Source organism: Sulfitobacter sp. PR48 (assembly GCF_028807335.1).
Lineage (GTDB): Bacteria > Pseudomonadota > Alphaproteobacteria > Rhodobacterales > Rhodobacteraceae > Sulfitobacter.
The window spans coordinates 31,656-57,547 of the sequence record NZ_JARAMM010000006.1; the positions used below are offsets into that span (position 1 = coordinate 31,656).

The 25,892-nt window shown below is 62.8% G+C and carries 24 protein-coding genes; 10 read left to right on the forward strand and 14 right to left on the reverse strand.

Annotation, left to right across the window (positions count from 1 at the left end; genetic code table 11):
* The first annotated feature begins 19 nt into the window (after positions 1-19).
* From PVW51_RS09470 to PVW51_RS09480, 3 genes are all read left to right on the forward strand, one after another.
* The gene (locus PVW51_RS09470) at positions 20-1,054 is read left to right on the forward strand and encodes an ABC transporter substrate-binding protein (protein WP_274574756.1); all 1,035 of its coding nucleotides are present in this window, start codon (positions 20-22) and stop codon (positions 1,052-1,054) included.
* Between the two features lie 114 nt (positions 1,055-1,168).
* Entirely contained in the window at positions 1,169-2,080 is a 912-nt protein-coding gene (locus PVW51_RS09475) for a LysR family transcriptional regulator (RefSeq protein ID WP_274574757.1), read from the forward strand.
* Positions 2,081-2,179: 99 nt separating this feature from the next.
* A complete protein-coding gene (locus PVW51_RS09480; protein ID WP_274574758.1) occupies positions 2,180-3,049 on the forward strand; it encodes a TauD/TfdA dioxygenase family protein in 870 nt (289 codons plus the stop codon).
* A gap of 120 nt (positions 3,050-3,169) precedes the next feature.
* Here the strand turns inward: PVW51_RS09480 and PVW51_RS09485 are convergent, their stop codons facing one another.
* The 5 genes from PVW51_RS09485 to PVW51_RS09505 are packed head-to-tail and all read right to left on the reverse strand — an operon-like array spanning position 3,170 to position 8,500.
* Complete coding sequence (locus tag PVW51_RS09485) at positions 3,170-4,615, reverse strand: aldehyde dehydrogenase (protein WP_274574760.1); 1,446 nt, start codon at positions 4,613-4,615, stop codon at positions 3,170-3,172.
* Between the two features lie 48 nt (positions 4,616-4,663).
* Positions 4,664-5,560, reverse strand: a complete 897-nt coding sequence (locus tag PVW51_RS09490; protein ID WP_274574761.1) for a ketopantoate reductase family protein — start codon at positions 5,558-5,560, stop codon at positions 4,664-4,666.
* 21 nt (positions 5,561-5,581) lie between these two features.
* A complete protein-coding gene (locus tag PVW51_RS09495; RefSeq protein WP_274574762.1) occupies positions 5,582-6,940 on the reverse strand; it encodes a TRAP transporter large permease in 1,359 nt (452 codons plus the stop codon).
* Positions 6,933-7,445: a TRAP transporter small permease gene (locus PVW51_RS09500; RefSeq protein ID WP_274574763.1), complete on the reverse strand. Its 513-nt coding sequence runs from the start codon at positions 7,443-7,445 to the stop codon at positions 6,933-6,935. Before PVW51_RS09500 ends, PVW51_RS09495 begins: the two co-directional genes overlap by 8 nt.
* 14 nt (positions 7,446-7,459) lie before the next feature.
* Positions 7,460-8,500, reverse strand: coding sequence for a TRAP transporter substrate-binding protein (locus PVW51_RS09505; protein WP_274574765.1), 1,041 nt, complete (start codon positions 8,498-8,500; stop codon positions 7,460-7,462).
* A 129-nt stretch (positions 8,501-8,629) separates the two neighbouring features.
* On the opposite strand from PVW51_RS09505, the gene PVW51_RS09510 reads away from it, so the two are divergent.
* From PVW51_RS09510 to PVW51_RS09520, 3 genes are all read left to right on the forward strand, one after another.
* Complete coding sequence (locus PVW51_RS09510; protein ID WP_274574768.1) at positions 8,630-9,607, forward strand: LysR family transcriptional regulator; 978 nt, start codon at positions 8,630-8,632, stop codon at positions 9,605-9,607.
* Positions 9,607-10,359 (forward strand): IclR family transcriptional regulator, encoded by a 753-nt coding sequence (locus PVW51_RS09515; protein WP_269364546.1) that lies wholly within the window; start codon positions 9,607-9,609, stop codon positions 10,357-10,359. Before PVW51_RS09510 ends, PVW51_RS09515 begins: the two co-directional genes overlap by 1 nt.
* 86 nt (positions 10,360-10,445) lie before the next feature.
* Positions 10,446-12,152, forward strand: coding sequence for a thiamine pyrophosphate-requiring protein (locus tag PVW51_RS09520; RefSeq protein WP_274574773.1), 1,707 nt, complete (start codon positions 10,446-10,448; stop codon positions 12,150-12,152).
* Positions 12,153-12,260: 108 nt separating this feature from the next.
* Here PVW51_RS09520 and PVW51_RS09525 read toward each other — a convergent pair whose 3' ends face one another.
* From PVW51_RS09525 to PVW51_RS09545, 5 genes are all read right to left on the reverse strand, one after another.
* The gene (locus tag PVW51_RS09525; RefSeq protein ID WP_274574775.1) at positions 12,261-13,187 is read right to left on the reverse strand and encodes a LysR family transcriptional regulator; all 927 of its coding nucleotides are present in this window, start codon (positions 13,185-13,187) and stop codon (positions 12,261-12,263) included.
* Positions 13,188-13,258: 71 nt separating this feature from the next.
* Positions 13,259-13,993, reverse strand: coding sequence for a CoA-transferase (locus PVW51_RS09530; RefSeq protein WP_274574776.1), 735 nt, complete (start codon positions 13,991-13,993; stop codon positions 13,259-13,261).
* A complete protein-coding gene (locus tag PVW51_RS09535) occupies positions 13,993-14,811 on the reverse strand; it encodes a CoA transferase subunit A (RefSeq protein WP_274574777.1) in 819 nt (272 codons plus the stop codon). Before PVW51_RS09535 ends, PVW51_RS09530 begins: the two co-directional genes overlap by 1 nt.
* Positions 14,808-16,184 (reverse strand): MmgE/PrpD family protein, encoded by a 1,377-nt coding sequence (locus PVW51_RS09540; RefSeq protein WP_274574778.1) that lies wholly within the window; start codon positions 16,182-16,184, stop codon positions 14,808-14,810. The genes PVW51_RS09535 and PVW51_RS09540 overlap by 4 nt, the downstream gene beginning before the upstream one ends.
* Before the next feature lie 5 nt (positions 16,185-16,189).
* Positions 16,190-17,581: a phenylacetate--CoA ligase family protein gene (locus PVW51_RS09545; protein WP_274574780.1), complete on the reverse strand. Its 1,392-nt coding sequence runs from the start codon at positions 17,579-17,581 to the stop codon at positions 16,190-16,192.
* Between the two features lie 248 nt (positions 17,582-17,829).
* On the opposite strand from PVW51_RS09545, the gene PVW51_RS09550 reads away from it, so the two are divergent.
* The 4 genes from PVW51_RS09550 to PVW51_RS09565 all read left to right on the forward strand — a co-directional run bounded on the left by PVW51_RS09550 (position 17,830) and on the right by PVW51_RS09565 (position 21,212).
* Positions 17,830-18,030, forward strand: a complete 201-nt coding sequence (locus PVW51_RS09550; protein WP_274574781.1) for a hypothetical protein — start codon at positions 17,830-17,832, stop codon at positions 18,028-18,030.
* Positions 18,023-19,417 (forward strand): amidase, encoded by a 1,395-nt coding sequence (locus PVW51_RS09555; RefSeq protein WP_274574782.1) that lies wholly within the window; start codon positions 18,023-18,025, stop codon positions 19,415-19,417. The genes PVW51_RS09550 and PVW51_RS09555 overlap by 8 nt, the downstream gene beginning before the upstream one ends.
* A gap of 83 nt (positions 19,418-19,500) precedes the next feature.
* On the forward strand, positions 19,501-20,400 hold the full coding sequence (locus PVW51_RS09560; protein ID WP_274574784.1) for a nitrilase-related carbon-nitrogen hydrolase: 900 nt from the start codon (positions 19,501-19,503) through the stop codon (positions 20,398-20,400).
* Between the two features lie 152 nt (positions 20,401-20,552).
* Complete coding sequence (locus PVW51_RS09565) at positions 20,553-21,212, forward strand: DsbA family protein (RefSeq protein WP_274574786.1); 660 nt, start codon at positions 20,553-20,555, stop codon at positions 21,210-21,212.
* Positions 21,213-21,428: 216 nt separating this feature from the next.
* Here PVW51_RS09565 and PVW51_RS09570 read toward each other — a convergent pair whose 3' ends face one another.
* The 4 genes from PVW51_RS09570 to dctP all read right to left on the reverse strand — a co-directional run bounded on the left by PVW51_RS09570 (position 21,429) and on the right by dctP (position 25,808).
* A complete protein-coding gene (locus PVW51_RS09570; protein WP_274574787.1) occupies positions 21,429-22,892 on the reverse strand; it encodes an MFS transporter in 1,464 nt (487 codons plus the stop codon).
* An 80-nt stretch (positions 22,893-22,972) separates the two neighbouring features.
* Positions 22,973-24,271, reverse strand: coding sequence for a TRAP transporter large permease (locus PVW51_RS09575; protein WP_274574788.1), 1,299 nt, complete (start codon positions 24,269-24,271; stop codon positions 22,973-22,975).
* Entirely contained in the window at positions 24,271-24,786 is a 516-nt protein-coding gene (locus tag PVW51_RS09580) for a TRAP transporter small permease (RefSeq protein WP_269364568.1), read from the reverse strand. The genes PVW51_RS09575 and PVW51_RS09580 overlap by 1 nt, the downstream gene beginning before the upstream one ends.
* On the reverse strand, positions 24,783-25,808 hold the full coding sequence (gene dctP / locus PVW51_RS09585; protein ID WP_274574790.1) for a TRAP transporter substrate-binding protein DctP: 1,026 nt from the start codon (positions 25,806-25,808) through the stop codon (positions 24,783-24,785). The genes PVW51_RS09580 and dctP overlap by 4 nt, the downstream gene beginning before the upstream one ends.
* Positions 25,809-25,892 lie beyond the last annotated feature (84 nt).

Genomic DNA, 25,892 nt, shown 5'->3' on the forward strand with positions numbered 1-25,892 from the left:
ACAGGAGAGGAAACAAACAATGAAAATCTTGAGCCGCGCAATCGCGCTTACCTTTGCCTTTGGACTGTCGGCATTGCCCGCCTCCGCGCAGGACACCGACGCCTATCTTGACGGATTCTACCAGCAGGCCGTCGATGCGGGTGAATCCGAGGTCATCATCTACAATCCGACGACACGCGGCCTTGAGCCGGTCATCGAGGCATTTGAAACACGGTTCCCTGAGATCCGCATCAAGGGTGTGGACCTCTTCGGTTCTAAGCTGCTGGCGCGAGTCGATAGTGAATATGCCGCCGGCGGCCCCTTGGGTGACGTCGTCGCCTCGACGCCAGCCGATACCCCCGAAGTCGGCAAGGCCGGTCGGCTGATCTCGTTCCGTCCCGAGACCGCCGCCGCGCTGCCAGAAATCTATGTCGGGAATGAGGACCAATGGCTGGACTGGGGCATGACCATCGGCGGCATGTTCTACAATACGTCGAATGTCACTGCAGAGGATGCGCCCAAGAGCTACGCGGACATTCTGGACCCGAAGTGGAAAGGCCGCATCTCGATGACCTCTTTCCGCATCATCAGCGGCACCGGCCAGGCCTTTGCAGCGGCCATTCGTGACGGGGTTGTGGACCGCGCGTGGTTCGAAGGGCTGGCGGCCCAGGAGCCTTTCGTCACCGAGCGTGCGTCGGCGGCAACCCTTGCCGTGGTCAACGGCCAGTCCGACATCGGACTGGACATTCCCTTCCACTACTATGTGGAAGCCAAGGCCAAGGGTGCGCCGATTGAAATGGTGTTCCCGGCGGAGGGCGGCATTTCCATCCCCCGGAACGTGGGCATCTTTGAAGGGGCCAAGAACATCAATGCAGCCAAGCTGTTCGTGGCCTGGATGTTCACCCCCGAGGCACAGGCAGCAATCGCGCAGTCCGGCCTGCAGGGAACAATGCCGGGTGCCCCGGGCGTCGACGGTACGCCGGAAGGATTGACACTGCATGCCATCGACTGGAAGACGCTTCAGGAAAACTATGGCGGCTACCTGACGATGTTCCAGGAAGTGTTCAGCCAGTAAAGCCGGATCATCCGTCCTGAAAATTGGGGTCATCCGGTCGGCGTGATCGGGTGGCCCCATCATCATTCTGCGAGGCTGCGATCCGTCGCGTCACAGCAACAAGAAGGTTCACATATGCCCATAGACGACAGGCAGCTGCGTTACTTCGTCGATGTCGCAACCTTTCGCAGCATCAACAAGGCGGCCGAACACCGCAACATCGCGCAGCCGGCGCTGAGCCGCCGCATGCGGCAGCTGGAACACGACCTTGGGGTCAAATTGTTCAACAGATCCAACGCGGGCATATCCCTGACCGAAGCGGGCGGGCGCCTGCTCGAACATGCGGCCAAGCTGATCGGGGATTTCGACCGCATCGGCGCGGTCCTCAGAAACAGCGGAGAGCCCACATCCGGCACCCTGTCGCTGGGCATGCCACCCGGTGTCAGCCTGATGCTGCTCGACCGGATCACCCGCGGGATCTACGGCGGGTCGCAAGGCGTGCTCCTGCAGGTCAGGGAGGGCGGGACGCAGGACCTGCTGGACCGGCTTCTTGAGCGGGAGATCGACATCGCCATCGTCACGGAACGCGATTTCGCAGCACCGCTGGACTCTGCGTTTTGCTATGCCGAAACGCTGTTTTTTGTTGCCGGCCCCGGCGCGCCAGAGGCACCTGCCAAGGTTGCCTTGCCCTTCGCGCTGCCGGATCTGGATCAGGATTTCCTTGAGACGGCTTATGATGCTTTGACAAGGCTCGGACGTCCGACGGAAGTCGATATGTTCATGGCTACGATCTCCAGCATCAAGCTTTTGGTCGCCCGGGGGCTGGCATGTACCATCGGGCCCTATTCGGCCCTTATCGGCGAGCTTGACAGGGCAGAATGGAATTTTACCGCCGTACCTGAAATGCCACTCAAGCGATATGTTGTCTGGCGTCGTAACGAGAGCGATTCACCCGTCATCGCGCGCAGTATCCGTGTCATTCAGGATGCCGTCGCGGATGCGGCACAACAGGACACCCATGGGTTTCTGACCTTGCCTTCAGACTAGGCCCGGGGCCCTGACAGCTTTCGCGCCACTATGCCGCGATGGTATTATCGGCCCGCTTCCCTCCCACGATAGGCTCAGCCCAATGAAGGAGGAAACCCCATGACAAACATTACCCTGGAGCCCAACGGCAAGCCGCTCGGTCCGAAAGTTCTTGGTCTGGACCTGGGACAAGAGGTGCCTGAGGCTGATTTCGCCGAGGTGCAACGGCTGTATGAAGAATACGGCGTGATCGTCATTCCCGGACAGGACATCTCGCCACAGGATCTGATCCGCTTCAGCAAGCGGTTCAGCGAGCTGGTGCGCTTTCCGATGGTGCAGTTCAACCTGCCGGAGGAGCCTGACATTCTGGTGGTTTCGAACGTGATCGAGGATGGCAAGCCGATCGGTGTCGGCGATGCGGGCCGGTGCTGGCACACTGATATGTGGTACACGGATAATCCGCCGCGCGGCTCATTGCTGCATGCCCGCGAGGTTCCGGTCAAGGACGGTCGCGCCCTGGGGGACACGATTTTCGCCAGTACCGCACATGCCTATGACACCCTGCCTGCGGACCTGAAAAAGCTGGTCAACGGGCGGTCGGCGACCTTCAGCCACGACTTTCATGCCGAATGGCGTGCTGCCAAAGCCGCTGAGCAGGCGGACGACAAGTCTGCGGCCCGGAAAACACGTAGCGCCACCTCAATTCCCGACATCAAGCACCCTTTGGTGAAGACCCACCCGGTCACGGGCCGCGATTGTCTTTACGTGAGCGAGGGGGCCATTGTGGGTGTCGACGGGATGGAACACGCCGAAGCGATGGCGCTTGTCGATGAACTGCTCGCGCATGTGACGCGCGAGGAGGCGGTGTATCGGCACAATTGGAAGGTCGGGGACCTGGTCATGTGGGACAATTATTCCTGCCTGCATTGCGCGATTGCCGATTTTCCGTCCAGCATGCGGCGGCGCATGTACCGCACCACGATCCGATGATTATCCCATCCACGCGTGGTCGTCGACAAGTCGGCGGACAGGTGGGCTCAGCAATAAGGTCAATATGAAGTAAAGCGGCCAGCGCTGCCGGGGCAGCGCTGGCCAAAGTATTTACCGCGTTCAGAACGGATAGTGCTGGTTCGGGTCTTCGATGGTGATCCAGCGCAGGTCGGTGAATTCCGCAATCGCTGCCTTGCCGCCGAACCGGCCATAGCCGGAGTCGTTGACGCCGCCGAAGGGCATCTGCGGCTCATCCCCAACTGTGGGTCCGTTGATGTGGCAGATGCCGCTTTTGATCTGCTTGGCCGCAGACAGCGCGCGCTGGATATCCTGGCTGAAGACCGCTGCGGACAGGCCGTATTCGGTGTCATTGGCCACGCGGATCGCCTCTGCGTCGCCCTTGACGCGGATGATCGATTTCACCGGGCCAAAGCTTTCCTCGCCATAGATGCGCATGTCGGACGTCACACCGTCCAGCAGGGTAGCGGAGTGGATCGCGCCGTCGCGCTGACCGCCTGCCACCAGCTTTGCGCCCTTTGACGTGGCATCGGCGATCAACGCATCCATCTTTTCGCCCGCCTCAGGGTTCACCAGAGACCCCAGCACGACCTGCCCGCGTGGATCGCCATAGGGCAGTTTGGACGCACGGTCGGCCAGCTTTTGCGCGAAGGTGTCGGCGATTTCTTCATCAACGATGATGCGTTCGGTCGACATGCAGATCTGGCCCTGATTCATGAAGGCGCCAAAGATCGCGGCATTTACCGCGCCGTCGATATCGGCGTCGGACAGCACCACCAGCGGTGCCTTGCCGCCCAGTTCCAGCAGCGAGGGCTTGAGGTTTTCGCCGGCCAGGCGGCCAATGATGCGGCCCACGGCAGAGGAGCCGGTGAAGTTCACATGCTTGACCTGCGGCGCTTCGATCAGCGCCTTGACCACTTCGGCGGCGTCGGCGGGCGCGTTGGAGATATAGTTGACGACACCTTCAGGGAAACCAGCCTCGACAAAGCAGTCCACGATCATGCGGTGCGTCTTGGGGCAGGCTTCGGAGCCTTTCAGGATCACCGTGTTGCCACAGGCCAGCGGCATCGCCACCGCGCGGGTGCCAAGGATCACCGGCGCATTCCATGGCGCGATCCCAAGGCAGACGCCCTTGGGCGTTGCGACACCCATGGCCAGCGTGCCGGGCTTGTTCGAGGGGATGACCTCGCCGCCGATCTGGGTGGTCATTGCGGCGGCTTCGCGGACGACGCCCGCCGCCAGCATCACGTTGAAGCCCGCCCAGGGGCCGGTCGCGCCGGTTTCGGCGATCATGGTCGCGATGAACGCGTCGGACTTGGCATCCATGATATCCGCCGCCTTGTTCAACAGCGCGCGGCGCTCGCCGGGGCCGGTGGCGGACCAGGCAGGAAAGGCAGCACCTGCCGCACTGGCGACAGCGGCGGCGTCGGCGGCCTTTGCGGCGGCAGCGGTGGATGCGACATCGCCGGTGACCGGGTCAATCCTGTCGAAAGTACCCTTGTCGGACGCATCCGCGTCCTTGTTGTTGACTACAAATGCTACTGTCATCGTTTTCTCCTCCTGGGATGGTTCATGGTTGGGCACATGGCCCGAGTGTCATTTCTGGCTCTCACGCATGCGCACGAGCGCGGCGAGCAACCGGTTCATCGGCGCATCGATCCCGTGCCGGGCGGCGGCCTGTTCGACATAGCCGTTGAGCGATTCAATCTCTGTCCGACGGCCCGCCTCGACGTCCTGCAGCATCGACGGTTTGTGACCCTTGTGTTCGCGCAGGGCGAAGTCGATCTGCTTTCCTACCGCGTCGATGTCGCCGGCAACGCCCTCGGCCCTGCCCACGGCCAGCACCTCGGCGGCAATGTCCCGCGCCAGCCCGGCGCCGACATGTTCGGCAATCGCGCCAACGGTGCCCGCGCCCAGAACGGCGGTGGCGTTCATTGCACAGTTGAAGGCGGCCTTTTGCCAGACCTGTGCGGCGGCAGCGCTGGTCCAGCTGAGCTGGTCTCCGTTCAGCTTTTCCGCGAGCTGTGCCGCAGGTCCGTCCGGGGTCAGTGCGTCAAACGGCGTGTAGGCCATGCCGTGGCTGGCCACGTGACCCGGGCCGCGCAGGTCGCCCGGCGTCATGGTGCAGCCGAACAGGATCTGATCGTCCGGCACCCGCACCTGCACACGTTCCACGTTGCCAAGCCCGTTTTGCAGCGTCAGCACGCAGGCCCCGCCGTCAATCAAGGACGCGATGCCCTGCAATGCCCCATCCGTATGCATCGTCTTGGTCAACAGGATCACCAGGTCGACCTGCGGGGCCTGATCGGGCCGCATCGCGGGGATTGGCAGGTGCTCGGTCCGGTCGTCCCAATCGACGCGCAGCCCGTCCGCGTTGATCGCGTTCAGATGTGCCTCGTTCAGATCCAGCAGAGCGACTTCGTGTCCGGCCGTATGAAGCTCTGCTCCGATCACCGATCCAAGGGCACCCGCGCCGAGTATTGCGATTTTCATCCTGTTCTCCATTCAACTAAACTAGCTGCCGAGTAACTGCGGCAGCCAAAGCACCAGCCCCGGAAAGGCCAGCAGCACGATCACGCGCAGGATCTCGGCGCCAAAGAAGGGCAGCACACCTTTGAAGGTCTCGGACATGGGTGTGTTCTTGGCCAGGGCCGAGATGACAAAGACGTTCATCCCCACAGGCGGCGTGATCAGACCCAGTTCCACGACGATCAGGGCGAGGATACCGAACCAGATTTTCAGGTCCTCGGTGCTCATGCCAAAACCTGATCCTTCGACCCCCATGTAAATGCCACCGTTCAACTCGACCAGAACCGGCCAGAAGAAGGGGATGACGAGCAGGATCATCGACAGGCTGTCCATCAGGCAGCCCAGCAGGATCAGCGCGACCAGCAGCAGGACCATGACCATCATCGGTTCCATGCCGGACTGGATGATCCATTCGGCAGTGGCCTGCGGAAGACCGATGCGGGACATGAATATCTTCATCAGCTCCGCGCCCAGCAGGATCAGGTAGATCATGCCGGTGGTCGAGGCGGTTTCCCGAAGCGCGCCGATCATGTCGGGCAGGCGGATTTCGCGGGTGATCGCGCCATAGAGCCAGACCAGCGCCACCCCGATGGCGGCGGCGGGTGTCGGGTTGTACAGCCCGGCATAGATACCCCCCAGCACGACGCCGAAAATGCCCAGCACCGGGATCATGCCCACGGTCGCGGCGCGGAACTCTGCCCCGCCGACGCCACCATGGGCTGGGCCGGCCTCGGGCTTGATCCAGACGTAGATCGCGATGGTCAGGATGAACAGAACCACCGCCAGCAGGCCGGGCAGCAGGGCGGCGGCGAACATGGTGACGATGTTCGCCTCCACGATGATCGCGTAGATGATCAGCACCACGGAGGGCGGGATCAGGATGCCCAGCACCCCGCCTGCCGCCAATGTCCCGGTGGCAAGCGCGCCGGAGTAGCGGTATTTCTCAAGTTCGGGCAGCGCAACGCGGCCCATGGTCGAGGCGGTCGCCAGCGAGGATCCGCAGACCGCGCCAAAGCCCGCACAGCCAGCGATGGCCGCCATGGCCGTGCCGCCGCGCATCCAGCCGAGCCATGCGTTGGCCCCCCGGAACAGCGCCTGGCTGAGCCCCGCCTTGGAGGCCAGAGCACCCATCAGGACGAACATGGGCACAACCGACAGGTCGTAGACAGAGAACTGACCATAGGCCAGCGTCTTGAGCTGGTTGAACACCGGCGCGATGCCGTTCACCAGCGCGATGCCCACGCCACCCACGAGGATCATCGCGTAAGCGATGGGAATGCGGATGGCGATCAGCGCAACAAGGACGACAAGCGCCGCGATGCCCAGTGTCAGGGGATCAGTCATGCAGGCCTCCGTTCGACAGATGCCGGACGTCCTGCGCCAGCGTTGTCAGCGCGGCGACCGCGAGCAGGGCGAGGGACGCGAGGATGGGGACATAGGCCAGCCAGACCGGGATCTGCAGGATCGATGTCTCGTAGTCATAGGTCTTCTGGTCGAGCATGCCGTCGTACATCCGCCACAGCATCAGCAGCGCAAACAGCAGCGCAATCAGTGACCCGAGCAGGCTCAGAATGGCCAGCAAGCGCGGCCCGGCCCGTTGGGTAAAGATGTCGGCGGTCACGTTCGAGCGTGTCAGCTGGCAATAGGGCAAAAAGGAGAAGGCCGCGATGGCAACGCCCATCTCGGTCATCTCGAAATCACCGGGCACCGGCCAGCCGACCAGCGTGCCCAGCACCGAAGCGACGTTCATCAAGACCACCGCCAGCAACAGCGCGCCGCCCAGCAGCGCCCAGGCGGTCACCGCAGTTGCAACCGCCCCGTTGCCTTCGGGGCGGTCCGGATTTTGCATCACCTCGGCCAAGGTCAGTTCGCCGTGTTCTTGGCGACCAGCGCGCGCGCCTTTTCGACCAGCGCGGCGCCGTCGATGCCCTTGCCAGAGACCTCTTCGACCCAGCGGGCCACGACAGGCTGCATGGCGTCAAGGAAGGGCTGCGTGGCTTCTTCGGACAGGATACGGTGTGTGTTGCCCGCATCCGTGGCGACCTTGATGCCGAAGTCGTCGGAGGCGCGCCAGATGTCACCCACCTGACCCCACCAGTCGCGATCCGATGCGTCGCGGAAGGCCTGCTGGATGTCTTCCGGCAGATCGTCCCAACGGGCTTGGTTCATCGAGACCTGGAAGGTCGTATTGCCAAACCGCTCCCGTTCGTTGAGTTCGATCTGGTATTTGGTCTGGTCCTGGATCTTGAGGGGCGGAATGATCTCCCAGGGGATCAGCGCACCGTCAACAACGCCCTTTTGCAACGCGGGCGGCAGTTCAGGCACCGGCATCGCCACCGGTGTCGCGCCAAGCGCCTCGATCACCCAGCCGCCTGTCCGTGTCGGGATGCGCAGCTTGGCCCCCTTGAGGTCCTCAAGGCTGGTCACGTCCAGATCACCGGTATGCAGCGCCTGACCGGCGTGCACATGCAGGAACATCACTTCGACGCCCTTGTAATCTTCGGCAAGGTCGTCTTGGAACATGTCATAAAGCGCGAGGTTCGCGGCCCGGGGATCGTTCTTGTAGACGGTCGGCAGTTCCATCACTTCGGTGCGGGGGAACAGGCCCGGCGTATAGCCGTTCACGGTCCAGACCAGATCGACGATGCCATCGCGCACCTGCTGGATCAGCTCCGGTGGGCGACCGCCAAGGGTCATGGACGGGAAAATCTCGATCTTGACGCGTCCGCCTGAATTCTCTTCGACCGCCTTGGCCCATGGCTCCAGCATCTTGGTTTGTGCCGGGGCCTGCTGGCCAAGGAAATGGTGCAGACGGAAGGTGAAGTCCTGCGCCATGGCGGCGATGGACAAGGCGAATGTTGATACGGCGGCTGTCAGCGCGCCAATGAAAATACGACGGTTCATGGTTTTCTCCCCAAATTAAGTGGCTCTCCTTGCCCGGCAGGGGGCAACTCCTCGGCAAAGCCGACTGGACGATGACCGGGATATCGCATAATTTCCAAATGATAGTTTGGATATTCGGTATTCAGAAATATGATAAACTCACGGCATATTAATCTGAACCTGCTGGAGCTGCTGCTTCAGCTGCACGACACACAATCGGTCTCGGCGGCAGGGTCGAACATGGGCCTCAGCCAGCCTGCGACGTCGAACGCGCTGGCGCGGTTGCGGCAGATGCTGGAGGACCCGTTGTTCGTTCGTGGCGGGCGGGGGATGGAGCCGACCCCCTTCACCGAACGTATCGTGCCGGAAATTCGCGAGCATCTCTCGGGCATCGCCTCTGTCCTGAATGACGCGACGACATTCGATCCGGCCAACAGCAGACGCACGTTCCGGCTGTCCCTTTCCGGTCTTGGTGAACAGGTCTTTCTTGGTCCCCTGGCACAACGGGTTTTCGAACTGGCACCGCAGGTGCGGCTGGAGAATGTCTCCTCTCCGTTTCAGAACCTGTACCGAACGCTTGCGGCCCGTGAATCGGAACTGGCCATCGGCCTGCTTGAGTTGCAGGAACCCCAATTGCGCCAGTGCCACCTGTTCGATGAGGATTACCGCGTGATCGGCCCGCCCGGCCTGTCACCACAGCGCACTGCGGCCGTGGACCTGAGCCGCGAGCGGCTTGTGATGGCCGTGCCAAGCCTTACCTATGCCGACGACGTCGAAAAGGTGCTGAGCGAACTGGGCATGGCGGAGAATGTCTGCATGCGTATCCGCAATTTTGGTGCGCTGCCGGAATTGCTGGTCACGCTGGGTGCCTTCGCAATCGTCCCCGCTTACCTTGGCCGTAGAATGAGCGCAGCGGGGCAGGCGACCCTTCTGGATATGATACTGCCACGGGGCAGGCAGAAGGTGCAGCTGGTCTGGCACATGAACACGATGCAGGACCCCGGCTGCATCTGGCTGCGCAAGCAAATTACGGACCTGTTCCAAAATCCGGATATCGGCGAAGGTGCCCTGAAAACCGAACCCCGCCGCAGCGCAGAATCCCTGCGCACCAGACCGGAGCAGACATAATGGCCACACCGCTGAACGGATCCTTGATCAAGGCGTTCGAAATTCTGGATCTGTTGTCCGAGCAGCAGCCACAGGTCACCTCCGCCGAGGTGGCAAGCGCGCTTGAGATGAGCCACAGCACGGCGCACCGGTTTCTCAATACGCTGGAAGAGGTGGGTGCGCTGGTACAGATTAGGCGCGGCGTTTACGGTTTGGGTCACCACATCGCGCAATTGGGGCGTGTCGCAGAACGCACCAATCCGCTGGCCCGGCTGGTGCAGCCGGTGATCGCCCGGATCTGCGGCATGCTGAACGAATCCGTCATGGTCGGTGCATTGTCGCGCGACGGGGTCGTGTGCATTGCCACGGCCATTGCCCCGCGTCCGATTTCTGTCAACATTCAGGTGGGTCGCCTGCTTGAGCTGCACCAATCGGCGCAGGGCAAGGTGTGGCTGGCGCATATGGATGTCGTTGAGCGCGAGGCGCGACTGAGTGAACTGGCAGCGACCGAAAAGCTGACGGAGCAGAATTTGCAGGTCCTGCGCGGTGACATCGCAGGGGCTTTGGAAAACGGCTTTGCCTGCAATCGAGGCGAAAGCGAGCCCGACATCGGTGCGGTCGCGGTGCCGGTCTTTGACGCGGATGGTGCCCTGCGGCTTACCCTGTCTGCCTTCGGCATGGCGAGCCGTTTTTCAGGCCATCACGAATCCTGGATCGCGGCAAGTCTGACGGATGCGGCGCGGGACGTTGCAGAGGCGATTCCGGGCCGCTGAAAAGTCGCGGTTGACAAAGCTTCCTGAACTGCCGAATATTTATGAGATTTTAATCTCACTATATGAGATGGAATGGCGAGGAGCAGATGACGGAATCGAAACGAATGACTGCCGGAGCAGCGCTGCTGTCGCGGTTCAGCGCGCTTGGTGTCGACTGTGTATTTGCCAATTCAGGAACCGATTTTCCTCCTGTAATCGAGGGGTTGTCCGAAGCGGAGGCAGAGGGCATGTCTCTGCCGCGCACGGTTACCGTACCTTTCGAAAGCGCCGCCATCGGGATGGCGCATGGCTATACCCTGGCCACGGGCAAGCCGCAGGCGGTCATGGTCCACACCAATGTCGGTCTTGCCAATGTGGCGATGGGCGCGATCAACGCTGCCTGTGACAACATTCCGATGCTCGTGTTTTCCGGTCGTACGCCAACCCTGGAAAAGGGGCGTCTGGGCGCCCGGTCGGTGCCGATCGGCTGGGGGCAGGAAATGCTCGACCAGGCCAGTCTGGTGCGCGAGGCGACCAAATGGGATTACGAGCTGCGCTTCCCGGAACAGGTCTTTGACGTGACCGACCGTGCCCATGGCATCGCGACATCCACACCCAAAGGGCCGGTTTATGTCAGTCTGCCCCGCGAAGTGCTGTGTGAGACCGTGCCCGCCGAAGGCGCGCTGCGCCGTCCACAGATGCGCGCGCCGGCCGTCGGTGTCGATGCCGCCACTGTGGAAGAAATCGCCCGGTTGATTGCCGCGGCAAAGAACCCGGTGATCTTCGCGCAACACGGCGCAGGGAGCGCCGAGGCATTTGACGCGCTGGCGCGGCTGGCGGAGCAATGGAGCATTCCGGTCTGCCAGTACTGGGCGGTTGAACTGGCGATGTCGATGACGCATCCAATGGCCACCGGCCCCGATCCGCGCCCCTGGCTGGAGAATGCAGATGTCGTCCTGTGCCTGGATGCGCTGGCACCCTGGTCCCCGGCCGAGGTCGAGCCGCAGGAGGATGCGACCGTGATCCAGATCGGTCCGCGGCCGCTGCAGGACCGTTCCGGCGTGCGCAATTTCCGCTGCGACATCGGCATCAGCAGCGAGGTGGCACCGGCCATCCTGGCGCTGGAAGCCGCATTGAGCAGGCTAGAGGGCTCAGATGCCGCGGAAAAGCGCGGCAAGGACATCGCACAAAGGAATGCCGCCGACCGTGCGGCACGTTTCGATGCGGCCCTGGCGGGTGAAAATGCGGCTTCCCTTACCAAGCGCTGGGTCAGTCATGAATTGTCTCTTCACTTGCGCGAACGTGACGCCGCCGTCTTCTCCGAACTTGGTTGTCAGCTGCCTTCGATGAAGCTGGAACGCCATCAAAGCTGGTTCGACGGCCCCCATGCAGGCGGGCTTGGCTGGGGGTTCCCGGCGGCCATGGGCTTTGCCCTTGCCCGACCTGACAAGACGGTGGTGGCCTCCATGGGTGACGGGTCCTACATGTTTGCCAACCCTGTCGCCTGCCACCAGATCGCCGAAGCGCTGGGGATCTCGATGCTGGTCATCGTGCTGAACAACAGCGAATGGGGTGCCGTGCGTCAATCGGTGCTGGACATCTACCCCGACGGCCACGCATCCCGCGCCAATGCCATGCCGTTGACCGATCTCTCGCCCAGCCCGAATTTCGTGAAGGTGGCCGAAGCCTCCCGCGCCTTCGCACGTCATGCGCGCGATGTCGCTGGTTTCCGAGAGGCCCTTTCAGACGCGCTTGCCCATATTGACGCCAAAAAAGGGCTTGCCTTGATCGAGGTTGCGGTCGGGAAGTCCTGAGGTCCCATGCCGTGCGTTGACAGGCCGTGTCGGCGGGTGATGCACGGCGACCTGCGGCCTTGATCCCGCGCGAGAAAACCGCCTCTGCCCAACATGTCACGATACAGGTCAGCGTCGCGCCGTCTTGCTTTCGGACAGGATCGTGACCGCGCCGGGCGGCCCATCCTCTGCGCAGCGCTTGATGACAGCCTGCAAAATCACGCGGGCGCGTGACACCAGGTCGCTGTCGTGCTCTCCGCTGCGCCAGACAAGATCGCGATACAGCAGTGGCTGCCCCACCTTCTCGAATGCCCATGTCCCGGCGGCCAATTCGGATGTGAAGGCCGAATAGGGCCCCAGGGTGCAGGCCCGCCCCTTGTCCACCAGCCTTTTGATGCTGCCGATGGAGGCCAGCTTCATGTCGATGTGGGCGGGACGGCCCAGTGAGGTCATCGCCATCTTGGCAGTCGAAAAAAACGCCTCATCCGCATCGGGCAAGGCGAAAGGCGGCGCTTGCTCGCCCACGGCATCCAGTTTCGAGCTGTGAATGGCGAAATAGAGCGGCTCCACAAAATAGGGCTCGAAGGTCAGGCCCTTTTGCGGCCTGCGCCGGGACACCACGGCAATGTCCAACTCGCCCTTGCTCAATTGCTCAAGCAGCAACCAGGAATTTTCTTCCTCGATGGTCAGGATGATATCGTCGATCTCGCGGTAGACACTGCGCACGACATCGTCCAGCAGCATCAGGCTCACGCCGGGGGGCATGCCGATGCGCAGGTTGCGGCCGTCGGCTTCCTCCTCCTGCGGGAGATCGCGCAGGTCGTCCAGCTGCCGGATGATCGACGCGGCCCGCTTCAGCAGTGTTTTGCCGGCTGGAGTCAGGTCCACGCCCTTTGTCGACCGGATGAACAGATCGCAGCCAAGGTCGTATTCCAATTGGCTCATCCGGCGGCTCAGCGCCGGCTGGGCGATGTTGCGGTGTTCCGAAGCCTTGTTGATGCTCCGAAAGGCGGCGACATCCATGAAGTACTGAAGCTGGTTCCGGTCAATGCCCAAGGTGATGGTCCTTTCGGCGAAGAAAGCCTGCCTTGATACATACTATGACTGCCGCACCTGTTTCCAGAGTGTCAGGAGCCTGGTTCCTTGATGCAGTCCTTCGCGAATTGTGCGTAAGCCACCGACAGCCCGTCGCGGACGTCGCCGCGAATGCGCGCCAGTGTTGCCGCATCCGGTTCTGCTGTGGTCGGCACGTCCTTGGGCAGGACAAAATCGAACCCCGTCGCGTCCCTGATGGCCGCAACCGTCTGGCCGGGGTGGACGGAGGCGAGTTCGAACCCACCAGTTACTGGATCGAACCGGAACAGGCAGAGGTCGGTCAGCAGCCATCTTGGCCCGCCCTGGCGAAAGGCACCTTCGGGTGCCTCGGGCGAGGCGGAGCGGAAATCGACCTTTTGCACCAGGCTGCGTCTGGAATGCGACGGGAAGAACAGGACGATGTTCGGGATCAGGTAATAAAGGCCCGCCGCGCCGAACGACCCGGTAAAGCGTTTCTTGGGGCGTTTCGCGTCACCGATCGAGACAAGATTGATGTTCGCCTGTCCGTCGACCTGGACACCGCCAAAGACAAAAGTGTCGAGCCGCCCCTGCGCGGCCATGTCGAAAGGTTCCACGCCGCCGTCGACAAAGGGCGTGCGGTCCGGGTCGCCATGGATCGACACGAAAAATCCCGGTTTCTGATGTTCGTGCAAAAGCCCCGCAGCGGCGGGGATCGGTGAATTGACGCCGGAGACCATGAAGCGCCCGTCGCCGAAAAGCCCCGACATTGTGGCGATCAGAAATTCTTCTCTGGTGTATTCACGCATCATGCTGCCCCATCGTGTCCGAGGAAGTCGGCCAGCCAGCCATCGAAACCTTCGCGGGTCTTCGCGGCGCTGGCGTAGCTGTCGAGCATGGCATCATCGGGCCCGTAGTCCGGCGGCAGGGCGGTTGGTGCCGCGCCGCGCGGGGCCAGCGCGATCAGGTCAATATAGGGCGCGGTCAGCAGCCCGGGGGCCATGGCGCCGTCCTTGACCAGATTGCCGGGGTGGATCCTTTCCACCGTCACAAGAACCTGTTTTGCGGCGCGGGCCATGGTCTTGAGCTCACGCCGGTTGCCGACCCAGACATTGCCCGCCTCATCTGCCATCGGCGCGTGCAAGGCGGTCACATCCGGCAGGATGGCCGGGACAACCACGACCGGGTCATGCGGGGGAAAGGGATTGTCGATGACGGTCCAATCGCTGCGGTTCTTCAGCATGTCGGATCCGAAGACACCGCGTACTGCCATGAAAGGAAGACGTTTTTCCCCGGCAATAAATCCTGCATGTGTGGCGGGGCAGGTGCTGTCGATCATCTCGATCTCGCCCGCCTCGACGGCGGCGCAGAACCGTGGCGCCAGTCCGCGCGGGCCTAGGCTGACCCCGGCGGCCTCGACCGATGCAACGCAGTCGGCACCGACAAGCAGGTCGATGGCAAAGCCGCCGGTCGGCCCCCCGACAAGGCGCAGATCGCGCGCGCCGCGCGCGATCAGGGCACGCACGACGGCCACCGGAACGCCGGAGTTTTCGCTGGGGAGCGCCAGCCGCGCGCCGTCTCTGATCTGTTCTGCCAGCATGGTGACATTTGTGTCTGATCGGGTCATTGGCTGACGCTCCGCTTGGGTAGAAGGCATTCGTCCGGGTGCAGATCGGTGATCTCGGGCAAGTCGATCAGATCGCGGAACCGGCGGATCAATGCGTTACCTTCGGCCTTTGGCAGCCCGAAGAGGCGCAGTGCCTTGTTTTCGACAGAGCGGGACAGGGCATCCATATCCGCCACCGGCTTGCCCGCATCGCCATAGGCCTTGAACACCTGTCCGTCGGTCAGGGTGACGGTCACCTCGGCGGCCTCGAACCAGAGGTCCGGGTCGATGTCCACGACGACGCGGGCAGCGGTGGCCTGCAGGTCCGCGCGCGCGGTGGTCTTCACATCGAAGTTGAACGGATCAGAGGTGTCGACCCCATGCATCGCCATCGCAAGGCAGAAGGGCAGGTTGAACTTGGCCTCCAGCCCGTCCTTGGGCGGATCGGTCAACACGATGCGGTGGCGCTCCGCCTCGATCCGGACACGGACCTCGGCGATGGCGGGGAGGGGCAGAGCCTGCCTTGAGTTCAGTTCGTCCCAGGCCATCAGGGCAGCATGGGTCAGGAAACAGGATGCATGGACCTTGAACAGATTGCGATAGAGATGCCAGCCGCCCGCTGCCGGGACATGCGCCGCCGCGGTATCGAAACGCCCGCCAAAGGTCTCGATGAAGCCTTTGCCGCGCTCGATGATCTCTGTCCGGCCGGTGATGCCTTTTGAGGCCCAGACCGCCGCCCGCAGCCCGGCCTGCGCGGCCAGCCCGACGTTCAGGCTCTTGGTCATGGAACCGTAATTGCCATGTACGCCGCCCGCCTGCGCCACGGCGAGCGCCATGGCCATCTGGGTCTGCGTTTCATCCAGCCGCAGCAGGCGGGAACAGGCGGCCGCCGCCGCAATCGCGCCAAGCGTCGTGCCCTGCCAGCCCTGCTGGAACAGAGACCCGGCGAAACCCAGTCCGAGTTTGCACATCATTTCGAACCCGGCAATGAAGGCGGTCAGCACCTCGGCGCCGGTGGCCCCGATGTCCTCGCCAAGCGCCAGAAGGGCGGGGGCGATATTGATGGTCACATGGCCCGGCACCGCGTTGTGCACATCATCGTAATCCAGCACATGCCCCGCCGTGCCGTTGACAAGTGCAGCCAGCGAGGGCGACACGGCACCGCATTGCCCGACCAATCGGGCACGGGGGGCGGTTGCCTCGGCCTGGGCGTCACCGGTCAGCATTGGCACGGGTTCGATGCCCGCCCCTGCCATGGTCACCGCGTACCAGTCGAGCAGCGCGAGGCTGGCGGCGCGCCGGGCGGGTTCCGGCACGTCTTCCAGCCGCAGGGCGACAACCGAGGCGGCAAGCGCCGCAGTCACGCCCTTTGAAGCCGGGGATGCGCTGTCCATTCCGCTCACCCTTCACCCGCGTCTCGCACGCGCACCAGTTTCGTCTTGTGCGACGAGCGCGGGATCGTCCCTTCGGGCACCATGGAGACCTTGGCCGGGATGCGCAGCCTGGCCTTGATCTGGTCCTCGATCTCGGAGGCGAGGCTGTCGAAGTCCTCTGCCGCGACGGCCTCTCCGGCCTCGACCGTGACGGCCACCGGCGGCACCACGCGCGGCGGCGGCGCATCGAGCACGATCTCAAGCTGGCCATTGGTGCGGGGCCGCAGGCTTTCGACCACCTCCTTGATCGCAGAGGGAAAAATCTTGACCCCACGCACGTTCAATAGGTCATCGGCGCGGCCCTGCACCGAATAGCGCGTGCCGAACTCGCCGCAATGCGGGCAGGTGCCCACATGCAGCGTCAGCATGTCGCCGGTGGCATAGCGCAGGCCCGGCCCGGCCTCGTAGTAAAGGCCGGAATGGATGCCCTCGCCGGTCGCGCCGTCCTTCAGCTCGATGGGTTCGCGCGTGGCCGGATCGACCAGATCGTACCGGAAGCAGTATTCATCGGCCAGAAAGTGAAGCCCGTTGTGATGCTCTCCGCCACATTCCAGCGCCGCGTTGCCCCATCCGCCAAGCATGGTGTCAAAGACCTTCGCTCCATAGCCCTCTTGCAGCTTCTTGCGCACCGGCGGAATCGCGGGGCCGGGTTCCCCGCCGCAAAAGACGATGTCGACGCCGAATGCGCTGGCCGGCTTACCCAGTTCTTCGGGGGCGCGGTCAATCAGATAGCTGAGGAAAGATGGCGTGCCGGCGATGACGCGCGGGGGGCAGGCGGCAAGATATTGCAGTGCGCGGCTGACGCCCGCCTCGGCCCCCAGCGGGATCGGATGCGCGCCGTAAGCTTCGAGCGATTGCATGAAGGTCGTGCCGCCCAGCCACATGCTGAGGCCAAAGAGGTGCAGCACGGTATCGCCGGGACGCACGCCTGCCTTCTTTAGCATCCGACCGACCATCTCATAGGTCATATCGAGGTCGCGGCGGGTAAAGAGGTAGAAGGTCGGCATCCCGGTCGTGCCCGAGGTGCCGGCCACATGGATGATGGATTCTTTCGGTACGCAGGTGTGAAGGCCAAAGGAATGGCCGTATTTTTCCAGGCTGGCCTGCTGCGAGGCGCGGTGATCGGCCTTGGTCATGAAGGCGGGCAGACGCCGGAAATCGTCCATCGTCTTGATGTCTGCGCCACGGTTGATCCCGGCATCGCGCAGCTTGGGGCCGTAGAATTCGTTGCCGATGCAATGGTCGATCTGGGCGGGAATGCGCGCAAGGCGGATCGCGTCGAGCGCCGCGAGATAGGCCGGAGCGTCTTCGTGGACGATGGCATCGTCCCTTGTGGCAAGCAGTTTTTGTATGGTCATGACGGCTCTCCCTTCCATCAGCAGCAAACCGCAGGCAGCGGGATCAATGCCCGGGTGCATCTATTGAAATCAGTTTGCTTCGTTGCGTTCTGTGTAGATTCCGATCAGAGGACCCGCGTTATACTGTCTTGATATAGGTGGGTTCCCGGCAGCTCGCGTTAAGGAGGGTGGCAGAACGGCTGGCTCGTTTCAGGCGTCATGCCTGCCTGCGGGGCTTGCCAGTGATCAGACCAAAAACGTGAGGATCCATGTCCGAAAGTCAGACGCCCGATTACCGAACCCTTCTCATCCGTTCAGGTGTCACCCTGCTGACCGAGCAGGACCTGGCGGATCTTACCCCGGGCCTGCGGGCGATCGACGGCAAGATCGAAGCGCTTCGGAAACTGGCGGCGAGGGATGAGGGTACATTCCCTGATCCGCTTGATGAGGCGGTGCGGTCCGATGGCTGAGTTCGACACGATTGCTGCAGCCACCGCTGCGCTGGAAGCAGGCAGGATCAGCGCCGTTGAACTGGTACAGGACCGGCTCGATTTATGTCAGCGTGTTGAACCCAAGCTGCACAGCTTCATCACCCTGGACAGGCAAGGCGCATTGAAAGCCGCCGCCGAGGCTGATGCCGCGCGGGCGGACGGGCGTGCGACACCGCTGACCGGAATACCCGTCGGGGTGAAGGATGTGATTGACGTGGCAGGCCTGCCCGCAACCGGGCACTCGCGCCTTTACGCGGACCGGACCGCGCAAAAGGATGCCTTTGCCGTGGCGCGGCTGCGCGCGGCTGGGGCCGTGTTCATGGGCAAGCTGGCCACCAACGAATTCGCCATCGGGCTGCATGACCCCGATACGGCGCTGGCCCCGCAACCGCGCAATCCCTGGAACCTCGCACATAGCACGGGCGGGTCGTCCTCGGGTGCGGGAACATCCGTCGCGGCGGGCGAAGTGCTGGGGGCCCTGGGCACCGATACCGGTGGCTCGATCCGGGTGCCTGCGGCCTTCAATGGCATTGCGGGGCTGAAACCCTCGCGCGGGCTGGTCAGCCGCACGGGCACAATGCCCCTGTCGGAAACGATGGATTCGCTCGGGCCGATGGCGCGCACAGTGCAGGATCTTGCCTTGCTGCTGGACTGCATCGTCGGCGCGGATCCTGCGGAAACCGCGCTGATGGCGACGCCGACAGGTTCCTTCGATGTGGCCAGCCGCGATTGCCCGAAGGGGCTGCGCTATCTCAGGCTGCGGCGCTACGATCATCTTTTGCCGGAGGGTCAGATTGCGGCGCTCGACACTGCAGAGGCTGCGCTGGTCGCAAGTGGCGCAGAGGCGGTAGAGGTGGATCTGCCCGACCTGGATGCGATAGATGCGGTTGGCACGCTGATGGCCACCTGCGAAAGCTGGCATTACCACCGCGAAAGGCTGGCACAACAACCGGAGAAATACGGGCGCGATGCGCGGTTGAAACTGATGATCGGCGCATTGATTTCCGGAGACGACTACCTGCTGGCTTCCCGCCTGCGGCAGCGGTTCATTGCGGAATTTTCGGCCCTGTTCGCGAAAGTGGACGTGATCCTGACCCATCCCGTGCTTGGCGCCGCGCCGCGCGCGCCGGATCGTCCGAAAGTCAGCTTTGCCACATGGGCCCACGCGGGGTTCAACATGCAGATCAATGTGATCGGCGTTCCGGGGCTGGTCCTGCGGACGGGCATGGACGGTGATCTGCCTGTGGGCGCGCAGCTTTGGGGCGGCCATGGGCGGGACGCGCTGCTGCTTGCCGTTGGCCGGGCGATGGAGCGACATCTGGCGGACAGGGGCGACTTGCCGGATTGGCCGCAGTTTGGTGACTGAAAAAAATGGCCATGGAAACGGGCGGTTTGGCTTCGCCAGGAACCATGGGCCGATCGGGGTCTTGAATTGAAAGGGTTTCAAATATGAGCGAGCGGATCATCAAGGTTGCCGCCGTGCAAAGCGAACCGGTCTGGTTCGACCTGGCCGGGACGACGCAGAAAACCATCCGGCTGATCGCCGAGGCAGCGGAGCAGGGCGCCCGGCTGATTGCTTTCCCTGAATTGTGGCTGCCGGGATATCCCATTTTCCTGTGGCTGGGGGACGAAGCCTGGCAGGCCAGCTGCCGCGCGCGCTATATCGAGAATTCGGCCATGCTGAACGGAGCGGAGCATCAGGCGATTGCAGCCGCCGCGCGCGCGCACGGGATCGAGGTTGCGCTGGGCCTGTCCGAACGCGACGCGGCGGGCAGGATCTACATCTCGCAATGGATCATCGACGCCGAGGGCAAGACGGTGATGACACGCCGCAAGCTGAAACCGCCAAGCCTCGAAGGCGGGTTCTTTGCTTCGGGCGATCCGGATACGAACCTCAAGGTGGTAAAGACCGCGGTGGGTACCATCGGCGCGCTCAACTGTGCCGAGCACAAGCGCCCCATGCTGCGCCACCTGATGTATTCGCAAAGCGAGGAAATTCATGTGGCCGCATGGCCGGCATTGGGGCTGGTCCCAAAGGTAGTGATCATGAATGCCAAGACCATCATGGGCACTACAAGCGCCTATGCCGCCGAAGGCGGAATGTACGTGCTGGCTCCCACGCTGGTGATCGGCGCGGATATCTTTGCCGAATTCACCGACACACCCGAACGGGCGGAGAAGATTTCGCTGGGCGGTGGTGCGACGCATATATTCGACCCCGAGGGTCAGGATGCCGTGCCGCCGCTGCCGCATGACACGGACGGTTTGCTGATTGCCGAAATCGACCTGTCCCGCCTGCGGCTCGATTATTTCGATCCCGATCCGCTGGCCCCGGTGGCGGCAGATTAGGCCGGGGGTCGATTGTTTCACCAAAGAACCACGCGGCGATGGCGCGTTGCAGCATCCAGATGTTCAGATCGTGCAGCAGGAAGACACCATGCTGACCTGTAATTTCGCCGCAGGAAACACCAGATGGTTGTCACAACACGAAAGGACGACTTGTGAACAGGACATATCGGTTCACCTACCTCTTCGATCCGCTCTGCGGTTGGTGCTATGCCGCCGCACCGGCATTGGAACGGATCGCAGAGCGCCATGGCGACAGTCTGCGGTTAATGCCGACGGGGTTGTTCACCGAACTTCGCCCGGTGGCGACCATCGCAGATCATGCGCGGGCAAATGACGATCGCATCCAGGAACTGACGGGTCAGCCCTTTACCAGTGCCTATCATCAGGGCGTGATGCGCGCGCCCGGCGGCCTGTTCAGTTCGCTGCCCCTGACGCGTGCGCTTGTCGCGCTGGGTCTGATCGACCCCGCGCTGGAACCGCGGTTCCTGCACGAGGCGCAGACCGCGCGCTATGTAGAGGGGCGCGATACTTCGCGTCCAGAAATCGTCGCGGGTGTTGCCCACAGCGTTGCGCAGGCTGCAGGCTTGCAGATCAATGAGGGTGATCTACTGGACAGGCTCACGGAGGACCAGCACCTTGCCGCCGAAACAGACAGCCGCATTCTTGAAGGTCGGAAGATGATGGAAATGCTGGGCCTTCGGGGTATCCCGCAGCTTGTCGTCACCGACGGCGGCGGGACCCGCACCGTGGACAGCCAAACGCTTTATGCAGGCGGCGATGCCGTTCTGCGCGCATTTGGCGCTGCCGCGTAACCAGTGACGCCTCAGGTGTCCAGCGTTGCAACGGCCGCCGACCGCTTGTGCCGGAGGCCTATCAAGGGGTGAACGAGGATGACCACGCAATCAGAACCCGAACGCGCAGTTAAACCAGCCGTGCTGCGGGGGCTCACGGAACGCTGCTCTGTGCTCTCGCGACGGTACTGGCTCTGCTTTTGTTGCCACGCATGAAGGGGCTGGTGGTCGCGAGGATCAGGTCAGGCGGAACCGTCGCGCGCGGTGGGCAACCAGCGCGGCGCTCATCGACAGCAATGCGAAAAAGCACAGAAGCAGGGCAAAGGCATAGCGGACAGAGCCGTCGCAATGCCCTGTGCATTCTGCCGCGAAGGTGTTGAGGCTGCGAAAGTAGACCAATGTGCCCAGTCCGACACCCAGGCTGGCCCCGACGGTACGGCTGAGCTGCACAAAGGCGGTTGCCCGGCCCATCATGTCAGGCGGCGTATTGGCCTGTACGCTGATGTTGACCACGTTCAGCGTCGTTCCCATCCACATGCCGGCGGTCCCAAGTGCGATGGCCGTCTGCCATGCGCCAAGCCGGTCCATGAACAGGGCCAGCCCGATCATGGAACATGCAAAGACCGCGAGGCCGATGGCAGGGAAGATCATCACTCGCCCCGTTTTGCGCACCAGCAGGCCGGTCAGGATCGAACCCACCCCGACCGCGCCGAGAAAGGGCATCATCACCAGCCCGATCTGCCGCAGGTCCAGACCGTAGTAGTCGCGAAACAGGATCGGGAAAAGGCTGACCACCCCCGTGAACAGCGCCCCATAGAGAAACGCGACCAACCCGCATTTCCAGACCATAGGAATGCGCACCAGCTCCAGCGGCACCAGTGCATCCTCCCTGGCGCGCATCCACAGGATCATGACGGCAAGCGAAAGGACGAAGCCCCCGATCCAGACCAGTGCAAGGCCAATGCGATCAGGTTCGGCCAGCGTTTGCGAGGCGAGGATGACGCAACAGACCGCGATGATGAGAAAGAGCGTGCCCCTCCAGTCAAAGTTCAGCTCAACGGGGGGTCGGGCAGGACGACTTCTCCGCCGCGCTTGCCACAGGATGGCGGCAGCCGTCAAAGCCATGGGAATGAGCGCGTAGAAAACCGATTGCCAGCCGAAGGCAGCGATCAAGAGGCTGCCGACCACCGGTCCGAAGGTGTTGGCAAAGAAGGCGACGGCCACAAGATAGCCCTGAAAGGCCGCCCGGTCGCGCGGTGGAATGCGTTGCGCGAGGAAAGCCTGCGGCAAAGCCAGCAACCCGCCGCCGCCCACGCCCTGGACAAACCGCGCGACCAGCAAGACGGGATAACTCGGTGCCTGTGCGGCAAGCAGGCTGCCCGCGGCGAAGATCAGCAGGGAATAGACCAGCATCCGCATCGGGCCAAAGGAATCGCCGAGCTGACCCAGGACGATGGTCGCAACCGATGCCGGAATGAAGAAGGCCGCCAGAATCCAGACCAACCCCGTTTCTGCACCCGCCATCTGGGCGATGGTCGTGGCGGACGTGGCCATGATGGATTGTTCCAGCCCCGCGATGGCAATGGGCAGCGCGGCGAGAACGATATAGCGATAAGGGCCCACGCGTGCTGCTCTTTCCTTGTTATCCGCCGATGGCATCTCGGCATCCGCTTCATACCGTCCACCGATGGCAGCTTGCATATGCTCATCGTCGATAGCAGCCGTTAAGCCCGCCCCTTTCGGAAGGGACGGGCCGGGCTGTCAGAAAGACTGTCCTGCGATCACAGCCTTCCCACGAGAAACAGCGAGAGCGGGGGCACAAGGATCAGCAATGCCAGCCGGAAAAGGTCGGCCAGAATGAAGGGCATCACGCCCCGGTAGATATTGACCAGACCGATGTCGGGTGCCAGCCGGTTGAGCAGGAAGACGTTCATGCCGATGGGCGGTGTCATCATTCCAAGGTTGATCAGCACCAGCATGATCACGCCCCACCAGACCGGATCGTAACCCAGCCCCGTGACCACGGGCAGGACGAAAGGCAGGGTGATCAGCATCGCTGCCATCTCGTCAAAGATCGCGCCAAGGATGAGGTACAGCAGCACCAGCAATCCGATCACGGCCAGCGGCGGAAAATCCATCTGCGCCAGCTGTCGCGCCAGGTCGTCAGAGACCTGGGTGAGGCCGACGAAATAGGTCATGATGGAGGCACCGATGATCGAGATATAGATCATCGCCGTGTTGGCCGCGGATTCGCGGAGCGCGCCCAGAAAGACCTCCATCGTGACCTTCGACCGCAGCAGCGAAATGACAAAGGTCAGCAGCGCCCCGACAGAGGCGGCTTCGGTCACGGTGAAGACACCGCCATAGATGCCGCCCGAAACCGTGCCGAAAAGGATCAGCGCAGGTATGCAGTTGCGCGCAGCTTCCCGCAGTTCGCTGCGCGGTGCTGGCATCGGCGTCGGCATCGCATCGGGATTGCGCCGCCCATAGATCCAGATCGCAGCCAGGTATCCCAGCACGGCGAGGATGGCGGGGATGATTACCGCAACGAAGAGGTCGAGGATAAATTGTTCGGCAATCACGCCATAGACCACAAGGATGATCGAAGGCGGCACCATGGCACCCAGTGTCCCGCCCGCAGCCACAGTGCCGGCGGCAAGGCCGGGTTCGTAGCCCCGGTCACGCATCTGTGGCAGGGCAAGCTTGCCGAAAGTTGCCGTGGTGGCCACCGAACTCCCCGCGATGGACCCGAAAAGCCCGCAGCCGATCACCGTTGCCATGGCCACGCCGCCACGCCAGCGCCCCACAAGGGCCGAGGCCAGGCGGTAGATATCGTCGGCCAGCCCCCCGGCGTTGGCGAAACTGCCCATCAGCAGAAACAGCGGGATAACCGCGATGTCCACCGTGCCGAAGATCGACGCAGGTTCCGAGGCCAGCAGTGAAAAGGCTGCCTTGAAGTTCGCAAGCAGGCCAAAGCTGACCACGCCGACGACCGTCATCGCAATACCGACGGGAACATGAAGTATTATCAGCGCGAAGATCGCGACGAGGGAAAGCATGACAAGGATGACCGGTTCCATCAGGTTTCCTGCTTCAGCGTTTCGTGGACCGCCACGCGGTCAATGTTTCCGGTCAGAACGATCAGCAGCTGTATCGCCGTCGCCAGGCCCAGGATCGCGGATGCGGCAAACCACATCGGTGCCAGCGGCAGTTGCAGGATCTGGGTGACATCGTTGTAGCCGGCCATGCGCATGCCCTGCCGCCAGAATTGCCAGACGAATGCTGCCAGCACGAAGAGGGTCACGATATTCCCGAACCACTCGAACCGCCTGAACCAGCGCGGCCCCAGAAATTTGCCGAAACTGTCAATCTTGATGTGATGGCCGCTGTCCACCATCAGTGGGAAAAAGCCGATCACGCCGATCGTCAGCACATAGAGGACCAGGTCGTTCGCGCCGAAGAACGGCCGGTTGATCACCGACCGCATGAAGACTTCATACAGGGTGACAACAGCCGCGACGAGGACCAGGCCCCCGGAGACATAGGCGACCAGCCTCGCCGCGTGATGCAGGCCCCGTTCGAGGAGCCTGATCATTTCCAACCTGTCTTGCGGAAGGTCTGGACTTCAGCTTTCAGCGCCTCGACAAGGGCCGAGCCATCGGCGTTTGCCTCGATCCAGGCCTGAACCAGCGGGCCGGTGACCTCTTCCGCTTTCGCGAGATCCGCCTCCGACGGGGTGTAGACGGATTTGCCTTCGGTTGCAGCGAATTCGTCGCGCTTCGCGGCCTCGACCCGCTCCACTGTCTCGGCCCACATCTGTCCGAAATGCAGGCCGCGATGCGCATCCAGAACCGCGCGGGCCTCCTCGGGCAGGCCGTCATAGGCTTCGCGGTTCATGAACACGGCGCAGGGGCTTGCCCCCAGCGGGATCTCAAGCGCCGAGATTGCGACCTCGCTTTGCTTGAAAATGCTGGCGGGGGTGAAGCCAACCAGGTCGAAGTCAAGCTGGCCGCGCGACATCGCCTCGGCGGCGGTGGCGAAGTTGAAGCCCGAGACCGGGACCGCGCCCAGTGCCTTCAGGATGTCCTGTGCCAGCGGATTGGTGGCGGACCCGCGCAGCCCTTCGAGCGACGCGATGGTCGGCACGTCTTCCACCGACATCACGTTGGTGGGCGCTGGCGTGCACAGCAGCAGCGGCACAACATCGTCCCAGCCGCTCAGCATCTCGCGTTCGTACAGTTTCCAGTGGGCATAGGTGCCCTCGCTCGCGTTGCGGATCACCAGCGGCAAGGTTGTTACCAGGTCGTTGGGAAATTTGTTCGGCGTCAGGAACGGAAAGCCGAAGGCGATGTCGGTCACGCCGTTCTGAACCAGTTCAAGCTGGGCGCGCGGATCGCGGCCAAGCGCGCCGCCGGGGAAAAGCTCGATTTCCAGCGCGCCGTTTGAGGCGGCGTTCACTTCGTCGATCCATTGCTGGAACATCTGCGAAACCGGCGTGGTCGGGGGTTCAATGGTCGCGAACTTGAGCTGAACGGCCTCGGCCAGGGCCGATACCGGCGCAAGCACGGCGATTGCGATGGCGGTGCTGCCGAGGACTTTCTTGAAAATGCTGGTCATGGTGTTGTTCCTACTGTTGGATGTCTTGCCGGGGTGTTTCCCGGTCTGTTGTGGGAAGGATAATGATGCTTTCCATCGCCGGGA

Bases quoted from the DNA above. Each gene is read 5' to 3' on its own strand.
- PVW51_RS09505 (WP_274574765.1), bottom strand. From the start codon at position 8,500: ATGAACCGTCGTATTTTCATTGGCGCGCTGACAGCCGCCGTATCAACA.
- PVW51_RS09470 (WP_274574756.1), top strand. From the start codon at position 20: ATGAAAATCTTGAGCCGCGCAATCGCGCTTACCTTTGCCTTTGGACTG.
- PVW51_RS09560 (WP_274574784.1), top strand. From the start codon at position 19,501: ATGAGCGAGCGGATCATCAAGGTTGCCGCCGTGCAAAGCGAACCGGTC.
- PVW51_RS09550 (WP_274574781.1), top strand. From the start codon at position 17,830: ATGTCCGAAAGTCAGACGCCCGATTACCGAACCCTTCTCATCCGTTCA.
- PVW51_RS09480 (WP_274574758.1), top strand. From the start codon at position 2,180: ATGACAAACATTACCCTGGAGCCCAACGGCAAGCCGCTCGGTCCGAAA.
- PVW51_RS09580 (WP_269364568.1), bottom strand. From the start codon at position 24,786: ATGATCAGGCTCCTCGAACGGGGCCTGCATCACGCGGCGAGGCTGGTC.
- PVW51_RS09515 (WP_269364546.1), top strand. From the start codon at position 9,607: ATGGCCACACCGCTGAACGGATCCTTGATCAAGGCGTTCGAAATTCTG.
- PVW51_RS09535 (WP_274574777.1), bottom strand. From the start codon at position 14,811: ATGACCCGATCAGACACAAATGTCACCATGCTGGCAGAACAGATCAGA.
- PVW51_RS09485 (WP_274574760.1), bottom strand. From the start codon at position 4,615: ATGACAGTAGCATTTGTAGTCAACAACAAGGACGCGGATGCGTCCGAC.
- PVW51_RS09490 (WP_274574761.1), bottom strand. From the start codon at position 5,560: ATGAAAATCGCAATACTCGGCGCGGGTGCCCTTGGATCGGTGATCGGA.
- PVW51_RS09545 (WP_274574780.1), bottom strand. From the start codon at position 17,581: ATGACCATACAAAAACTGCTTGCCACAAGGGACGATGCCATCGTCCAC.
- PVW51_RS09570 (WP_274574787.1), bottom strand. From the start codon at position 22,892: ATGCAAGCTGCCATCGGTGGACGGTATGAAGCGGATGCCGAGATGCCA.
- PVW51_RS09510 (WP_274574768.1), top strand. From the start codon at position 8,630: ATGATAAACTCACGGCATATTAATCTGAACCTGCTGGAGCTGCTGCTT.
- PVW51_RS09530 (WP_274574776.1), bottom strand. From the start codon at position 13,993: ATGCGTGAATACACCAGAGAAGAATTTCTGATCGCCACAATGTCGGGG.
- dctP (WP_274574790.1), bottom strand. From the start codon at position 25,808: ATGACCAGCATTTTCAAGAAAGTCCTCGGCAGCACCGCCATCGCAATC.
- PVW51_RS09495 (WP_274574762.1), bottom strand. From the start codon at position 6,940: ATGACTGATCCCCTGACACTGGGCATCGCGGCGCTTGTCGTCCTTGTT.
- PVW51_RS09575 (WP_274574788.1), bottom strand. From the start codon at position 24,271: ATGGAACCGGTCATCCTTGTCATGCTTTCCCTCGTCGCGATCTTCGCG.
- PVW51_RS09555 (WP_274574782.1), top strand. From the start codon at position 18,023: ATGGCTGAGTTCGACACGATTGCTGCAGCCACCGCTGCGCTGGAAGCA.
- PVW51_RS09540 (WP_274574778.1), bottom strand. From the start codon at position 16,184: ATGGACAGCGCATCCCCGGCTTCAAAGGGCGTGACTGCGGCGCTTGCC.
- PVW51_RS09520 (WP_274574773.1), top strand. From the start codon at position 10,446: ATGACGGAATCGAAACGAATGACTGCCGGAGCAGCGCTGCTGTCGCGG.
- PVW51_RS09475 (WP_274574757.1), top strand. From the start codon at position 1,169: ATGCCCATAGACGACAGGCAGCTGCGTTACTTCGTCGATGTCGCAACC.
- PVW51_RS09500 (WP_274574763.1), bottom strand. From the start codon at position 7,445: ATGCAAAATCCGGACCGCCCCGAAGGCAACGGGGCGGTTGCAACTGCG.